Annotated in this window: 20 protein-coding genes and 1 pseudogene; 10 read left to right on the plus strand and 11 right to left on the minus strand. The window is 49.2% G+C overall.

Annotated elements, in window-relative coordinates; genetic code table 11:
• Nucleotide 1: 1 nt before the first annotated feature.
• The 10 genes from C2U43_RS14875 to C2U43_RS14920 all read right to left on the minus strand — a co-directional run bounded on the left by C2U43_RS14875 (nucleotide 2) and on the right by C2U43_RS14920 (nucleotide 5121).
• A complete protein-coding gene (locus tag C2U43_RS14875) occupies nucleotides 2-769 on the minus strand; it encodes a TIGR04255 family protein (RefSeq protein WP_103285396.1) in 768 nt (255 codons plus the stop codon).
• 122 nt (nucleotides 770-891) lie between these two features.
• A complete protein-coding gene (locus C2U43_RS14880) occupies nucleotides 892-1239 on the minus strand; it encodes a hypothetical protein (RefSeq protein WP_103285397.1) in 348 nt (115 codons plus the stop codon).
• Nucleotides 1236-1481, minus strand: coding sequence for a hypothetical protein (locus C2U43_RS14885; RefSeq protein ID WP_103285398.1), 246 nt, complete (start codon nucleotides 1479-1481; stop codon nucleotides 1236-1238). Before C2U43_RS14885 ends, C2U43_RS14880 begins: the two co-directional genes overlap by 4 nt.
• A 49-nt stretch (nucleotides 1482-1530) precedes the next feature.
• Nucleotides 1531-2070, minus strand: a complete 540-nt coding sequence (locus C2U43_RS29800; RefSeq protein ID WP_233899540.1) for a protein regulator of cytokinesis family protein — start codon at nucleotides 2068-2070, stop codon at nucleotides 1531-1533.
• Nucleotides 2067-2378 carry a hypothetical protein gene (locus C2U43_RS14895; RefSeq protein WP_103285399.1) on the minus strand — a complete coding sequence of 104 codons (312 nt, stop codon included), beginning with the start codon at nucleotides 2376-2378 and terminating at the stop codon, nucleotides 2067-2069. The genes C2U43_RS29800 and C2U43_RS14895 overlap by 4 nt, the downstream gene beginning before the upstream one ends.
• Nucleotides 2379-2396: 18 nt before the next feature.
• The gene (locus C2U43_RS14900; RefSeq protein ID WP_103285400.1) at nucleotides 2397-3146 is read right to left on the minus strand and encodes an ATP-binding protein; all 750 of its coding nucleotides are present in this window, start codon (nucleotides 3144-3146) and stop codon (nucleotides 2397-2399) included.
• 2 nt (nucleotides 3147-3148) lie between these two features.
• The gene (locus C2U43_RS14905; protein WP_170972981.1) at nucleotides 3149-4039 is read right to left on the minus strand and encodes a hypothetical protein; all 891 of its coding nucleotides are present in this window, start codon (nucleotides 4037-4039) and stop codon (nucleotides 3149-3151) included.
• Between the two features lie 16 nt (nucleotides 4040-4055).
• A complete protein-coding gene (locus tag C2U43_RS14910) occupies nucleotides 4056-4247 on the minus strand; it encodes a ClpX C4-type zinc finger protein (protein ID WP_103285401.1) in 192 nt (63 codons plus the stop codon).
• Between the two features lie 85 nt (nucleotides 4248-4332).
• Complete coding sequence (locus C2U43_RS14915; RefSeq protein WP_103285402.1) at nucleotides 4333-4872, minus strand: toxin YdaT domain-containing protein; 540 nt, start codon at nucleotides 4870-4872, stop codon at nucleotides 4333-4335.
• Between the two features lie 39 nt (nucleotides 4873-4911).
• The gene (locus C2U43_RS14920) at nucleotides 4912-5121 is read right to left on the minus strand and encodes a transcriptional regulator (RefSeq protein ID WP_099531219.1); all 210 of its coding nucleotides are present in this window, start codon (nucleotides 5119-5121) and stop codon (nucleotides 4912-4914) included.
• A gap of 109 nt (nucleotides 5122-5230) precedes the next feature.
• Between C2U43_RS14920 and C2U43_RS14925 the strand changes: the two genes are divergently transcribed.
• The 3 genes and pseudogenes from C2U43_RS14925 to C2U43_RS29805 all read left to right on the plus strand — a co-directional run.
• The gene (locus tag C2U43_RS14925; protein ID WP_199771085.1) at nucleotides 5231-5932 is read left to right on the plus strand and encodes an XRE family transcriptional regulator; all 702 of its coding nucleotides are present in this window, start codon (nucleotides 5231-5233) and stop codon (nucleotides 5930-5932) included.
• 21 nt (nucleotides 5933-5953) lie between these two features.
• Nucleotides 5954-7108, plus strand: coding sequence for a type I restriction endonuclease (locus C2U43_RS14930; RefSeq protein WP_103285403.1), 1155 nt, complete (start codon nucleotides 5954-5956; stop codon nucleotides 7106-7108).
• Nucleotides 7109-7364: 256 nt separating this feature from the next.
• Nucleotides 7365-7481, plus strand: a pseudogene (locus C2U43_RS29805) (hypothetical protein); the annotation flags it as partial.
• A 253-nt stretch (nucleotides 7482-7734) separates the two neighbouring features.
• On the opposite strand, the gene C2U43_RS30210 reads toward C2U43_RS29805, so the two are convergent.
• Nucleotides 7735-8010 (minus strand): YdiH family protein, encoded by a 276-nt coding sequence (locus C2U43_RS30210; protein WP_375290870.1) that lies wholly within the window; start codon nucleotides 8008-8010, stop codon nucleotides 7735-7737.
• 106 nt (nucleotides 8011-8116) lie between these two features.
• On the opposite strand from C2U43_RS30210, the gene C2U43_RS14940 reads away from it, so the two are divergent.
• From C2U43_RS14940 to C2U43_RS14965, 7 genes are all read left to right on the plus strand, one after another.
• Nucleotides 8117-8323: a hypothetical protein gene (locus C2U43_RS14940; protein WP_016156718.1), complete on the plus strand. Its 207-nt coding sequence runs from the start codon at nucleotides 8117-8119 to the stop codon at nucleotides 8321-8323.
• Between the two features lie 11 nt (nucleotides 8324-8334).
• Complete coding sequence (locus C2U43_RS29595; protein WP_057064861.1) at nucleotides 8335-8496, plus strand: YdaE family protein; 162 nt, start codon at nucleotides 8335-8337, stop codon at nucleotides 8494-8496.
• Between the two features lie 140 nt (nucleotides 8497-8636).
• On the plus strand, nucleotides 8637-11399 hold the full coding sequence (locus C2U43_RS14945) for a RecE family exodeoxyribonuclease (RefSeq protein ID WP_103285405.1): 2763 nt from the start codon (nucleotides 8637-8639) through the stop codon (nucleotides 11397-11399).
• 11 nt (nucleotides 11400-11410) lie between these two features.
• Nucleotides 11411-12523 carry a RecT family recombinase gene (locus tag C2U43_RS14950; protein WP_103285406.1) on the plus strand — a complete coding sequence of 371 codons (1113 nt, stop codon included), beginning with the start codon at nucleotides 11411-11413 and terminating at the stop codon, nucleotides 12521-12523.
• 34 nt (nucleotides 12524-12557) lie between these two features.
• Nucleotides 12558-12902 (plus strand): hypothetical protein, encoded by a 345-nt coding sequence (locus C2U43_RS14955; protein WP_103285407.1) that lies wholly within the window; start codon nucleotides 12558-12560, stop codon nucleotides 12900-12902.
• Nucleotides 12895-13098: a hypothetical protein gene (locus tag C2U43_RS14960; RefSeq protein WP_103285408.1), complete on the plus strand. Its 204-nt coding sequence runs from the start codon at nucleotides 12895-12897 to the stop codon at nucleotides 13096-13098. The genes C2U43_RS14955 and C2U43_RS14960 overlap by 8 nt, the downstream gene beginning before the upstream one ends.
• On the plus strand, nucleotides 13085-13327 hold the full coding sequence (locus C2U43_RS14965; RefSeq protein WP_001237028.1) for a DUF4060 family protein: 243 nt from the start codon (nucleotides 13085-13087) through the stop codon (nucleotides 13325-13327). The genes C2U43_RS14960 and C2U43_RS14965 overlap by 14 nt, the downstream gene beginning before the upstream one ends.
• Nucleotides 13328-13329: the final 2 nt, after the last annotated feature.

A 13329-nucleotide genomic window follows, 5' to 3' on the forward strand; every position in this document is an offset into this window, starting at 1 on the left:
CCTATAATACTATGTGTTTGAATATTGCATTAGATGCAACTCTTAACTCATTGAGTTTATTTGATATAACGTCAAGATTAAACTCTTCCATCCTATCTTCTAAAAAATAAAATGAATCTATATCGACATGTGCTACAACCCCAGCATCAATATCAACTGGATTTAATATGTCAGAAGCAAGTTCTGCAAGTTCTGGTGTAATTTTAGGGCCATTGATAACGACACCGCTATTTATACTCAAGAAATATCTTTTCTCCATATCTTCGTACCTAGAAGAAAGATTGCTTCCTCCCCTATTATAACCATCAATTATAGGCTGTAAGAATTCAGTTCGATTAATACCAAATTCATTCGATAAGTCAGCTGAATGTGGAAACTTATTTAAAAATCTCATCCCTATAAAAGAAAAATGCGATATGCCCAGAGCTTCCTGAAGAGAAGATAAAAGCTTTTTCATTCTCTTTTCAAAATCATCAAAACAATCATAATTTTTTGTATGTAATATGATATGCTCAGGCGTTATACGAATTGCCCATTCTTTATTGGCCGAAACCAATGTCAAAACAGGATCTTCTTCCTGAATCATTTCCGGGATACCCGCTCCCTTGAACTCTATCTTAAATGTCTGTACATTTTTTTTAGGCAATACAATAGGATACTCCTTCCTCAAAGCTTCAAGTATATAATCTGATGCTGAAAGAAAAGTGGTATTAGGTATGCGCCCAAACTGAATCTTTGAAAGCATATATATTAAGTTTTTATTCATCATAAGTATAATCCTCCATCACATCACAACCAACATTTTACACACTTTTTTGGCTTACCACATAAAAATTACACACTTTTTTTTCATTTTTCTGCTCCCTCGCACCGGAATCCCGCCAGCCGAATCTACCGCTTGGCGAGCGTAATGGCTTCTTCATGCGCTTTTTCTTGCTCATTCCAGTAGCCGTTTGTTTTTGGCAACAAAACGGGATTAGCTAACTTTGCCTCCAGTTCTGCCATGCGCTTCTCTGCGGCTTCCAGTAGAGAATGAAGCCGAACGCATTCTCCGTTGCGTTGCCCAACGACCGCATTAAGATCATCAATTGCTCGTCGTGCTTGCAGAAGCTCTCGGAGCGCACAAGCAATATCCGCGCTTTCCTGTGCAAATTCATAATCACCGATTCCTAAAGCCTCCTGTTCCGCCCCGTGAAATTCTTGAAGACGGAAAAGCAACTGCCCCTCTGTTAAGTTCATCGTTCCATCCCCTGCTTTAGTTCCTCAGTTAAAAAATCAACGCCTTTTTGATAGATGCCAATAAGCTCTATGTCGTCATCAGTTTTTTCTTTCCATGCTTGCATTGAAGAAAGGCCGTCTTTCAGCCGGGGCAAAAGGCATTGACATAGATAGGCTCTTCGCCCCTCGATGCACTCACGAGAAGCGTCGTTAATGTAGAAATTAATCAATCTCGCAGCGGCGCATTCTGATGCTGGAATCATAGCTCTGCTCCTTGCGCCGCTTCACGCAGCGCCTGTTTGTTGAGTGCTGTCATTGGGCTGCTCCAGTTCTAAGTTGAGCCATTCGCAAAGCTGATTCTGCAATGTTGTCTTCTTCGGTTTTCAACGGCTCCAAATCCACTTCACCTTCCCTGGCGTTAATTACCCACTGACCGAATGGAGTGATATTGCGGATTCCATGAGGACCTTTACCTGCCAGCCCTATTTCAACAAGTCGCGCCATCGCTTCTGCGCCAATGTCATACCCTTCCCCGTCTTCGCATGTTTCATTGAAACGCATCAAGGCGTTGATATCTTGCTCCTGCAAACGAGGCCAGTGACCCGCCGCCAGCTCCCTGCACTTGCTCTCGGCGTTAGCGAGCTGTACTGCCATGTCTGTGACTTCAGCTTCAAGGTTTTCAGTGTATTCAATCAGGAGATCGATTCTTTCCGGCGTTACGGTTTTAACGTATTTGCAAATCGATGACGCATAATTATCATCCTGGAGTGTGCCAGCCAGGCCATTACAAAATTTGCGGTTCCCTTTTGTCGCCTTGATATCGGCGATGATTTTTTTAACATCTGGTTTCATGCTGATGCTCTCCCGTAAAACGCCAGTACACGCTGCATAGCCGGACTTGTGCGGCATACTGATGTGACCATGTTTTCGCTCATGTTCGATTTGAGCTGCTTGATGTTCAGCTCCCCGCCAGGCTGAAGTGAATAGACCGGGCGGTGCGGCTCGCCAGTGCGGATTACTACCGCTCTGCGTACCAGGTGAAGCAGCAGGTTGTGTGCCTTCTTGCAGTCACATCCCAGCAGGCTCTGGACCTGACGAGGCGTGATGGTCTGGTTAACCCGAAGGAAATCGACGATTGCCCACAGTGATTTGCTTGCCATAGTGATTTTCCCTCGAGGTTATTTAACGATCCGGAGATGGCTAACGTTCTTGCGATAGCTGCCCCAGTCAAAGTTCACCCACATCCCGCCATCCATCTGGAGGCGATCGATAACCCGCGCACCCAATGCGCCGAGAAGTTCGTCATGGTTCAGATTCGTCAGAACGCCAACTGGACGCATCGACGACAGCCGACGGTCGATAACCTGATTCAGGATAACTTTCTCCCCGTTGCTACCGCGCTGAATACCGACTTCATCCAACACCAGCAGATCAACTTTGCAGAGGTCATCCAGAAGTGAAGCCTCTGACTGGCCACCGTCGTAACACTCGCGAACACGCAGCATCAGGTCAGGGATTGTCACCACCAGCACTGATTGGCCACCGGACAGGAGATGATTTCCGATCGCTGCTGCCAGATGGTTTTTACCGGTACCAGGCCCGCCACTGAACACGAAGCTCGCAAAGCCAGCCCCAAAGTTCTGTGCGTAGCTTTTCGCCATGGTGTAGGCCTTGCGCTGTTGCTCACCGGATACTTCGTAGTTGGCGAACGTGCAGCTGCGGTGCAGGCTCTGGATACCAGATCGACCGAAGATTTTCTCTGTGCGCGCTTTCTGATTCCGCTTTCCCAGCTCTTCGCAATGTTTCAGGCCTTCTTCACGCTGCCACGCCAGCAGTTCTGCTGCGCTGGTGAACTTCGGCTGTACGCCTGGCGGAATGAGTTTTTTCAGGCGCTCAAGAGCGCTGCCAGTACCAATCATGTTTTTCATCGCTACCCCCTGAACCCTGGTGGAATGGTGTTATCTGGTCGGGAAATCGTATTCAGATCCCGCATACCTGACGATGCAGTCACTTCCCAGGCTTCCTCGTAGTGCTTAGAGGGGCCAAAGAACGTTGCGGCCTGTTTCACGTACTCGGTGTTAAGTTTCCCCGTAGCTTTCACGAAGTCGGCATATCGCTGTGTACCGTTGAGCAACTCCTGAGCTGTAGCTCCTGAGTTAACTCTGGCGTTCCAGGCTTTGCAGGCGTCGGCCTTGCTATTTCCTCCAGCGCGTTTTGGATAAATCGACCACGCCTGCTCGAAGTCATCCGGATAGGCATTTTTTTTTGGTGGCGTCTCATCATCGGAAGAATCATCACTCTCTGGGGGTGTGGCGTAGCCATGCCCCAAAGTGTTTTCTTCTTCCTGTTCCTGTTCCTGTTCCTGTTCCTGTTCCTGGTTAAGGAACGGTTCAAGAACCCTTTCTGAACCCTTTAGCTTCAAGCCACCAATGTGAGCTATCGCATCAGCCATAACCCGCGCCAGTTCTGGCTTCACCGAAGATTTATCCGGCACTTGAGAAAACAAACGCATAGCCGCTATACCCTGATTAGGGTTCTCAACTGGGTTCCAGCTCATGAAGTTCCGAATAAGGACCCATTTCGAGGCAAAATCACGCGTTGCAAAACCGTTCATAGATAGCTCATCAAACCCTTTCGCAACCCTTTCAGATGTCCAGTTGAGGTCTTCCGAAACGTATCCATCAGGCAGTCGAAAACAACCAATCATGTTCGTGTGTTGCCCCGTGAGCAGATACAGCGCGAGCAAACGGGCATCATCAGAAACCCGACGCATTCCATCGCTTATCCAAAAAGATGTATGCACCTTGCCGTAATCACGCATAAAAACCCCTGAATGCTTAAATTACTGTCGGTTCGTCAGTTCTGGCGGAGTGCTTAAAGACGATCTCGACGCACAAAAAAACGCATTCCTGACAGATTGAGACGCCATCCCCAACGACGAGAACGCCAGCAATTTCGACATTCGTCTTTCCGCAAAAAGAGCACTTATGGGTTGGCTGGATATTTACCTTGGTACTGGTTGCTGACATACTTACCCCGCAATGATTTCGCAATGAATTGCACCAGAAAGCCGTTGGTGTTCGAGCACCGCGGCTTTCGCCATTTTTGAACCGGTCATATAGCCCCCAGCATCATCTGCACCATCTCCATCAGTGGACCGGTTAACCCAGGGTCAACGCGGTACATCTCTACTATCCCCTCGCTCAACTCTTTCAGCTTCTGATGCCGTGGCGCATCCATCGCGACAGCTATCTTCGCTTCGCTGGTTTCCTTCTCCATACGTGCCAGGCGAGCCATGATGTTGCCTTCTGGCAGCAGGCGACTGCGGAACTCGAGCGGCAGAACAGCAAGAATTGCCGGAGTCAGCTGGCGGACGTTCTCGCGGTATCTTTCACTGTTGAAATGGTTGTCCAGGAAGCGGAAAAGCTTCTGACGCTGCCGACTGAGATCATCGGGGAAATTGATCTCGTCACCTCCCTGCGCCCGGTACTCTTCGATGATCAGTGCAGAAACGACATCCTGACCATCTACACCCGCCCATGAGCGAACGGCATCTCGAATATCTTCGTGACACGGTCCCTTATAGGGTTGAGCGCGATTTATCACCGCTTGTTGCGGTACTCCTGTATCCTGGTAAAACGTAAGTGATTGCATTTGCAGCCCCCTGAAGGTTAGCGCCGCCGGTCAGACGGCTTAATGTGGAAATAAATCGGATAAGTCAGGCCTGATTTCATGGGCTTTGACCTCACCATTAGTAGCCTTGACGATTGATAGAACGTGCTTTGGGGATACAGATCCTCCGTTCAACCACTTATGAACGGCTGGTTGAGAAACTCCACAGGCGTCAGCAAGCCTTTGCTGACTCCCCACGATTTCCAGTGCCTTGTAAATAACTAAATTCATAAATCATTCCTCGAATGGTGATTAACAATGAAAAGATAACCTAAGTTATGCCAGTAGTCCATAATATTTGTTATTTTACTTTCTATAACCACGGTTATAAATTGACGACATGAAAACCTTCGCAGAACGATTAATCGCCGCTATGACCGCAGCAGGCTTGTCCCAAGGGCAGCTAGCTGAACGTGTTGGACTCTCACAACCGGCGATTCAAAAAATGACATCAGGAAAGACAAATGGCAGCCGTAAGATGGTTGAGCTTTCGCGTGCGCTAAGCGTCAGACCTGAATGGCTGAGCGCAGGAAGTGGTCCGATGCGTCATGAAGACAACACCCCACCAGAGAAAGAGTGGGGGAAAATTGACTCATGGGACAGAAACACACCGCTTCCTGAAGATGAAGTGGAGATCCCCTTTTTGAGAGATATAGAGTTTGCTTGTGGTGACGGCAGGGTTTCTGACGAGGATTACAACGGTTTTAAACTGAGGTTTTCGAAAGCGACTCTGCGCAAGGTAGGTGCTAACACTGATGGCTCAGGTGTTCTATGTTTCCCTGCGAGAGGAAATAGTATGGAACCCAATATTCCTGATGGCACTACGGTCGCTGTAAACACAAAAGATAAAAAAATCGTTGATGGGAAAATGTATGCCATCAACGAAGATGGGTGGAAAAGAATTAAACTGCTTTATCGCACAGGACCCGAGATGATCAGCATTCGCAGTTACAACAGTGCTGAGTATCCATCTGAGGATAAAAATCTAGGAGACATAGAAATTATAGGCAGGGTTTTTTGGTGGTCAGTTTTAGACTATTAACACAGATATGGGACACCCCAAATGGATGCATTTAAAAACAGGTTAAAGCTTCATAGTGATCATGTTAAAAACGTTGGACTGCATTGCACTACTGAAGAAACAACAAAGCAGGCACTAATTTTACCATTTTTGGATATTCTCGGTTTTAGTCCATACGATCCACAAAAAGTAAAAGCTGAATATGGTGCTGATTTTCCTGGGGTGAAAGCTAATGAGCGGGTTGACTATGCCCTGTTTTGTCAAGGGATTCCAGTCATGTTCATTGAAGCCAAAGCCTATAAAGAAAAAATTGATAATCACTGCCCGCAGTTATCAAGATATTTTAACTCAACCCCAGAGGTAACAATCTCAGCCATAACCAATGGAGTTGAGTGGAGATTTTTTACTGACCTAAAAGAGAAAAATATTATGGACCCCACTCCATTCTTAAAAATAAGAATGGATGAAGCTACAGACGCTGATGCTGAGCAACTGTTTAGATTTAGACATGACAAGTTCAAGCCCGAAGCCTTAAGAACCCTCGCAGAAGAAAGCGTATACCTTTCCGCTTTTACTAAAACAATAAGTTCAAGCCTTCGAGAAGTTGACCAGGAATTTGTTAGATATGTAGCAAGCAGATCTAATGTAGAAAGACAATTGAACCAAAGATTTCTTGAGTCGATAACACCATTAGTTAAACAAGCAGTAGAATTATCAGTAAGTGCCATGGTAGTTTCTGGGCTATCTGGAAAAAACCCAACAGAATCCTTGCACGATGAAGTTCATGACGAGAACGAACAAGAAAAGTCTGATGCACAAGCGGATGTTGTAGACCCAGATAATCCTAATATTGTTACTACTCATAACGAAAGGCAGCTCTTTGATAAAATCGTATCAATCATTGGATTTGAGCACGACATTCAATACAAAGACACTGCATCGTACTTCGGTGTTCTCTTCCAGGGTAAAACGAACCGCTGGATAGTTCGCTACTATGATAAGAAATCGAAATCATCGATCCAACTACCTATAGATTTGAATGACATAACAATTAATGAAATCTCTAGAGCAGGATTAACCTGCGATGCTTCAAGGATTTACATGGATAATCCTGAGGATATTTTGAGGATATCGGGATTAGTTCTTGATTCTTTTGAGTACGTAAAAAACGACGAAAATTTCCGCAAGAAGCAATAACATAACCGGCCTCATGGCCGGTTTCTCCTTCGCCATCCTAAAGCAATAAATCCACTTCTGCTATCCATACCCCATTTTTATAAAATTAAATTCCCTTTGTTATTAGGCATATATAACTCAATTCCCATTTTTATAAGTTAAGTTATGGACAATATCGATAACTATAGTTATTCTTACCCCATCGCGAAACACTAAGCGCATCAAGTTCAAACGTTCCGCCAGCCTGGCGACAAGGGCAAAGCACAGGAGCTGTGAGATGGAAGAGTTAAAACACGTAATCGCATTGTTGCTGGAAGACGCCAAACGCTTGCAGCAGATTAAGCCAAACGCAGGTACTGAGGCCCGCATTACACAGGCTATAAAAGTGCTTGAACCTGCCTTTAACGCCAAAATCGAATGCTCAACAAGAAAGGCATCGCTCGAAGCCCCAAAAAAAGCCGAAGAAACCATTATTTTTGATGGCGTGCTAGCTAATGAACAGTTTGCAACTCATGTGGTGGATAAATTTCACCCTACCATTTCTCGAGTGATTGAAGAGATGGTTTTGAATGGCAAGCCGGAAGATCAAATTAAAGAAGCCGCAGCAACAACCGGCAGAGCAATCGTTGCTGGGGTAAGGGAGTTAATTAGAAGTGCCTCCACTCGTTTGAAGGGTGAGCCTTCGCCTCACGCTCAAGTTCAGAAGGACTAAGTTCGAGAAGGTCGGCAAATCTGGCCCTTAACCTTTGAACTTCGCAAAGAAACTCAGCTTCATTGCAACTATTTTGGGGTGGATTGTGGTGAAGAAACTGAAATGCGAGTTGGGTTATATCAATATTATTTTTCATTTTTGAATTCCTTGCTGGCTGTGTGAGAACTACCAGCATACCACCGAGCCTGAAGTGGATAAAAGACAGGCACATAAGAGTGGGTTTCGCGGTGGTGAACTGCAGAGTTAAAACGCTCAACTGTGAAGATCAGCGTCACGGCACCACCAGCGAAGTTCACTCAGCAATAGTGGAGAACATCATGGTTCATCAGCACTACGGTACACAGACGGTAAACCGCGGCGCAGTTCAGCCTGGAATGCTCGTCAAACACAAGGATTCAACCTGGACGGCATCAGCTAATGCTCGTGGTCGTTTGTATCTGCATCGCGGCGTTGAGATGACTTACACCAGGGATTTGCTGGTTGAAGTTTATCTGAACGGTCTGGGGAATGGCCTCAGCCATTAACGTAGAGTGTCATGCAAGACAAGAAATGCGGTTATTGCAGCAAACCGGTTAAACCGGAAGAGGTAATCAAAAGCACCCTTCTCTATCGCAACGGCTCACTGCTGGCGCGCAAAGAGAAAGAGTACTGTTCCAGACGTTGCGCTTCGCACGACCAGATGGCTCACGAAGGCTAACGTACACCCCGCGCAAGGCGGGATCTACGTCCGGTGCCACCGACCAAAGTTACACCGGAATTTATAGCAAACCAAATAAGACACCCAATGGGCGCTATCAATGGTCCGGGGATTCTAACACCCAAAAATGAGGATCTCACATGGAATTCTTTAATGTGGTTAAAGCCACTCAGAAATCCGGAAAGCAAGATGCAGTGATTTGGTTCACTGCTAAAACCGAGGCTCGCGCCAACCTGCAGCTGGATGTTGCACTGGAAGATGCTGGCATCGAAACGGGTCGCGGTAAGGACTACGCCAAACCGATTCGCACTGATTTCCCGGTTGTTGATGACCTTCCGGAAGAAGGTGAAGTTGATTTCACTTGGTGTGATCGTTATGAACTGGCCGAAGACCAGCGCACCTGGAATGTTAAACAACAGACTGAAGATGAGTCTGTCGACGACGCAGATATTGAAGACAGCACCGCAGAAGAATCTCAGCAGTCAGAGCAGCCGAACCTGATCGTCGTTGCCACCCTGCCATTCCGTCAGCGCGTACTGGCTCAGTTCATCGGTGATGGTGAATATCTCTATCACGTCGACGCTGGTCAGAAAAACGAGATTGTCCGCCTTGAGATGGACACTGATAACGCGTACGCCCAAAACCTGCTGCTGGCTGCTGAGAATGTGGAAGCATTCAAAAAAGCCATTGAGCACGATATCCATAAAGTCGTGAATGCCGTTAAGAAAGCCTTCCCTGTCGACGGTAAAAAACCGGAACTGGCAACAGTTATCCAGTTCCTGACGGTGTGGTTCAACACTGATTACATCGACCGTGGCATCCTGGCGCGCGAATGGACCGCCGGTAACCGCATCAGCAATGTTCAGCGCACCGATTCCGGTACCAACGCCGACGGCGGATATGTCACTGACCGTGGCGAAAATGCTTACCACACGCTGGATACTCTGGATTTAGAGATTGCCTGCGCCCTGCTCCCAATGGACTTTAACCATCTTGAAATCCCGGGCAGCATCCACCGCCGCGCCAAAGAGATAGTGGCCAACAAAGAACAACCATGGAAATCATGGAGCAGCATCCTGCGCAATCAGCCTGGCGTTCTGTCGGTAAACCGCGCTGCCATCTTCAATCTGGTGCGCATCGCGCCGGAAAATATTCACCTGACGCCAGTTGCACATCTGGAGTTCGTTAACCAGACCATGACAGCTGAGTTCAATTCAGCAACTGAGTTGCTGCCGTTGCCAGTAGCTGGCGCGCAGGAACCAAACAGTCAGGATCAACCTCGAGTTGAGAATCTTGGCGCTGGAATTTTCTCCATAGAAAGCCTGATGGGTGATCAACAACCAAAAACAGATGACCGTTCACCACTTAATGAGGAAGCCACCAGCGATGTGCAGATGGAAGAAACTGTCAGTGATGAAGAACAGACTGGTGATGAAGTGCAGTCAGGCGAAAGCAGTCTGGAAACTGGTGAAGAGTCACATACCGGCCAGCAGGCCGATGTGAAACAAAAACCGGAAAATGCGCATCAGAATGATGAATCTGCGCACCAAAACGCCAAAAAAGTGAATCAAACCGAGCCAGAAGCTCAATCTGACGAACCGGCTGTTGTTTACCCTGCTTACTTTGAGCCAGGCCGCTATGAAGGTCTGCCGAACGAGGTTTATCACGCAGCGAACGGGATCAGCAGCACCCAGGTGAAAGATGCCCGCGTGAGCCTGATGTACTTCAACGCGCGCCACGTTGCCAAAACGATCACCAAAGAGCGTTCTCCTGTGCTGGACATGGGTAACCTGGTGCACGGCCTTGCGTTGCAGCCAGAGCAGCTCGATGAAGAGTTCAGCGTTGAACCGGTGATCCCGGAAGGCGCGTTCACCACAACGGCAACAATCCGCGCGTTTATTGATGAGTACAACGCAGGCCTGCCGGCGCAGCTGAGCGCCGACGACATCAAAGCGTTGCTGGAAGAATACAACGCCACTCTGCCTGCTCAGGTGCCACTGGGTGGTTCAGTCGAGGAAACTGGCCAGAGCTACATGTCTCTGCCCGAAGAGTACCAGCGGATCGAAGCGGACCAGAAGCAGACCGCAGCGGCGATGAAAGCCTGCATCAAGGAATACAACGCCACTCTGCCTGCTCAGGTGAAAACCAGCGGTAGCCGTGATGCGTTACTCGAGCAGCTGGCAATCATCAATCCCGACCTGGTCGCGCAGGAAGCGCAGAAGCCGCAGCCGCTGAAAGTGTCCGGTACCAAAGCGGATCTGATTCAGGCCGTGAAGTCTGTTAATCCAGGCGCTGTCTTTGCCGACGAACTGCTGGATGCGTGGCGCGAGAATCCGCAAGGGAAAGTACTGGTCACCCGCCAGCAACTGAGCACCGCACTGGCCATTCAGAAAGCCCTGCTACAGCACCCAACCGCCGGGATGCTGCTCCAGCACCCAAGTCGCGCCGTTGAGGTCAGCTATTTTGGCTTTGACGATGAAACCGGTCTGGAAGTCCGCGTTCGTCCAGACCTTGAGATCGACCTGGACGGAGTGCGCATCGGTGCCGACCTGAAAACTATCAGCATGTGGAACATTAAGCAGGAAGGCCTGCGCGCCAAACTGCACCGGGAAATCATCGACCGTGACTATCACCTGAGCGCCGCCATGTATTGCGAGACCGCAGCACTGGACCAGTTCTTCTGGATTTTCGTCAACAAAGACGAGAACTACCACTGGATCGCCATCATCGAAGCATCCGCCGAACTGCTGGAGCTGGGCATGCTTGAGTACCGTAAATCAATGCGTGCTATCGCTACCGGCTTTGACACTGGCGAATGGCCAGCGCCCATCACCGCTGATTACACCGACGAACTGAACGACTTCGACCTGCGCCGCCTTGAAGCGCTGCGTACTCAGGCATAAGGGGAACGATGATGGAAAACATGAATATCGTAACTGCAGAGCAACAGGCTCCGAACACTATTTCCGCCAGCAACGCCATTTTTAATGTTCAAGCATTAACGCAGCTTCAGTCGGTGGCGGGCCTGATGGCACAGGCTGCCGTCACGGTTCCCGAGCATCTTCGCGGGAATCCTGCCGACTGCATGGCAATCATCATGCAGGCCATGCAATGGGGCATGAACCCTTACGCAGTGGCGCAGAAAACGCACCTGGTCAACGGTGTGCTGGGCTATGAAGCGCAGTTGGTAAACGCGGTGATCTCCAGCTCTAACGCCATCGTTGGCCGCTTTCACTATGAGTACGAAGGCGACTGGTCGAAATGCGCCAGCAGCCGCGAAGAGATCGTGAAGAAGCCTGCAAAAGGCGGTGGAACTTACGACAAGAAAGAAATGGTACGGGGCTGGAACAGCGCCGACGAGCAAGGCCTGTCGGTTCGTGTGGGTGCCGTCATTCGCGGCGAAAGTGAGATTACCTGGGGCGAACCGGTATTCCTCTCCAGCGTGATTACACGTAACTCTCCACTGTGGATTTCGAACCCGAAACAGCAGATCGCATATCTGGCCCTTAAATACTGGGCGCGACTGTACTGCCCTGCGGTCGTTCTCGGCGTTTATACCCCGGATGAAGTCGAGCAGCGCACAGAGAAGGAGATTAACCCGGCGCCGCAACGCGTTAGCCTGGCGGATATCGCAGGTGACACCGTCACAACTACGCAAAGCGCACACGAATCGTCGGTAAATATCGACGCTCTTGCCGATGATTTCCGCGAGCGCATCGAGGCAGCACAGGATGTTGATAGCGCCAAAGCACTGCGTGCTGATATCGAAAGCGCGAAGGCCACGCTCGGATCTGCCCTGTTCACCGAGCTGAAGAATAAGGCAGTGAAGCGCTACTACCTGGTTGATTCACGTAACAAGGTTGAAGCCGCGATAAACTCCCTGCCGTCTCCGGATGAACCGGATGCAGCTGAACGGTTTGGGGAAGTTGAGCGAGTTCTTGCAACGGCGAAACGTCATCTGGGCGACGAACTGCACGATCAGTTCAGCATCACCTTGGCGGATATGAAACCGGAATACGTGGCCTAAGGGAGGCGGGAGGGCGAACCCTCCCGGTAACGAGATGAGTAAATCTTTAAACGCACGCTGCATCCGCCGCTGGGAAATTGAGTTCAAAGGACGTTGCGATTCGAAAGTAAGTCCTTGGTGGCGCAAACACCACCTTCGCGGTTACATCCGGGAATACGCCCTGACAACTGCCGACTGCATGGTTGAGCGTATGGCTGAGGACAACGCTCTGGTTGATTTTCAAGGTAATGGTCGCGGCTGGTCACCGGAGTTCTCTGCCTGGTACCACGAACGCCGAGAACAGTATCTTAAAGAGGCGCGCGACTATCTAAACGAAGACGCCACCAATGACGAGATCGACGAGGAAATCCAGAACGAGCTGGAGGCCTGGAATGACTGAGCTAAATTATAACCCGGCAGACCCCGATAAAATGCAACTCCCGAAGGGTAAGACCTGCGGCGACTGCGCCCATATCCGGCGCTGTAAGGCAATTTTCGGGCATACCGAAACCGATGCATATTGCGACTGGTCGCCATCCCGAGCGGTTTTCCGTCAACCATCCAACCCAGAAGGCGGTGACCATGCGACTAATTAACCGCGGAAATCAGCAATCCCCATTAGCACGCCAGGCATGCGACATCGCACTGGCTACCCACCAGCAACGCTACGGCGACTACGGGCGTAGCAAGATGAAAGAGACGTACACGGTGAGAGTTGAAGGCGTGAAGGTCTGGGTAGAAGTAGTGAACCGCAAGGCCAGCTACGTGGCCACGGCGATGACAGGTATGCGCCGGCTGCGCGCACTGCCGGGTCAGGTTTCTTGATA

The organism is Citrobacter freundii complex sp. CFNIH9 (genome assembly GCF_002903305.1).
In the GTDB taxonomy this organism is placed as follows: domain Bacteria; phylum Pseudomonadota; class Gammaproteobacteria; order Enterobacterales; family Enterobacteriaceae; genus Citrobacter; species Citrobacter portucalensis.

Excerpts from the sequence above, each read along its gene's own strand:
- C2U43_RS14880 (WP_103285397.1), bottom strand. The coding sequence starts at position 1,239 with ATGAACTTAACAGAGGGGCAGTTGCTTTTCCGTCTTCAAGAATTTCAC.
- C2U43_RS14955 (WP_103285407.1), top strand. The coding sequence starts at position 12,558 with ATGAGTAAATCTTTAAACGCACGCTGCATCCGCCGCTGGGAAATTGAG.
- C2U43_RS14925 (WP_199771085.1), top strand. The coding sequence starts at position 5,231 with ATGAAAACCTTCGCAGAACGATTAATCGCCGCTATGACCGCAGCAGGC.
- C2U43_RS14910 (WP_103285401.1), bottom strand. The coding sequence starts at position 4,247 with ATGTCAGCAACCAGTACCAAGGTAAATATCCAGCCAACCCATAAGTGC.
- C2U43_RS14895 (WP_103285399.1), bottom strand. The coding sequence starts at position 2,378 with ATGGCAAGCAAATCACTGTGGGCAATCGTCGATTTCCTTCGGGTTAAC.
- C2U43_RS14940 (WP_016156718.1), top strand. The coding sequence starts at position 8,117 with ATGGTTCATCAGCACTACGGTACACAGACGGTAAACCGCGGCGCAGTT.
- C2U43_RS14930 (WP_103285403.1), top strand. The coding sequence starts at position 5,954 with ATGGATGCATTTAAAAACAGGTTAAAGCTTCATAGTGATCATGTTAAA.
- C2U43_RS14875 (WP_103285396.1), bottom strand. The coding sequence starts at position 769 with ATGATGAATAAAAACTTAATATATATGCTTTCAAAGATTCAGTTTGGG.
- C2U43_RS14900 (WP_103285400.1), bottom strand. The coding sequence starts at position 3,146 with ATGAAAAACATGATTGGTACTGGCAGCGCTCTTGAGCGCCTGAAAAAA.
- C2U43_RS14920 (WP_099531219.1), bottom strand. The coding sequence starts at position 5,121 with ATGAATTTAGTTATTTACAAGGCACTGGAAATCGTGGGGAGTCAGCAA.
- C2U43_RS14885 (WP_103285398.1), bottom strand. The coding sequence starts at position 1,481 with ATGATTCCAGCATCAGAATGCGCCGCTGCGAGATTGATTAATTTCTAC.
- C2U43_RS14965 (WP_001237028.1), top strand. The coding sequence starts at position 13,085 with ATGCGACTAATTAACCGCGGAAATCAGCAATCCCCATTAGCACGCCAG.
- C2U43_RS30210 (WP_375290870.1), bottom strand. The coding sequence starts at position 8,010 with ATGTGCCTGTCTTTTATCCACTTCAGGCTCGGTGGTATGCTGGTAGTT.
- C2U43_RS29595 (WP_057064861.1), top strand. The coding sequence starts at position 8,335 with ATGCAAGACAAGAAATGCGGTTATTGCAGCAAACCGGTTAAACCGGAA.
- C2U43_RS14960 (WP_103285408.1), top strand. The coding sequence starts at position 12,895 with ATGACTGAGCTAAATTATAACCCGGCAGACCCCGATAAAATGCAACTC.
- C2U43_RS14905 (WP_170972981.1), bottom strand. The coding sequence starts at position 4,039 with ATGCGTGATTACGGCAAGGTGCATACATCTTTTTGGATAAGCGATGGA.
- C2U43_RS14945 (WP_103285405.1), top strand. The coding sequence starts at position 8,637 with ATGGAATTCTTTAATGTGGTTAAAGCCACTCAGAAATCCGGAAAGCAA.
- C2U43_RS14950 (WP_103285406.1), top strand. The coding sequence starts at position 11,411 with ATGGAAAACATGAATATCGTAACTGCAGAGCAACAGGCTCCGAACACT.
- C2U43_RS29800 (WP_233899540.1), bottom strand. The coding sequence starts at position 2,070 with ATGAAACCAGATGTTAAAAAAATCATCGCCGATATCAAGGCGACAAAA.
- C2U43_RS14915 (WP_103285402.1), bottom strand. The coding sequence starts at position 4,872 with ATGCAATCACTTACGTTTTACCAGGATACAGGAGTACCGCAACAAGCG.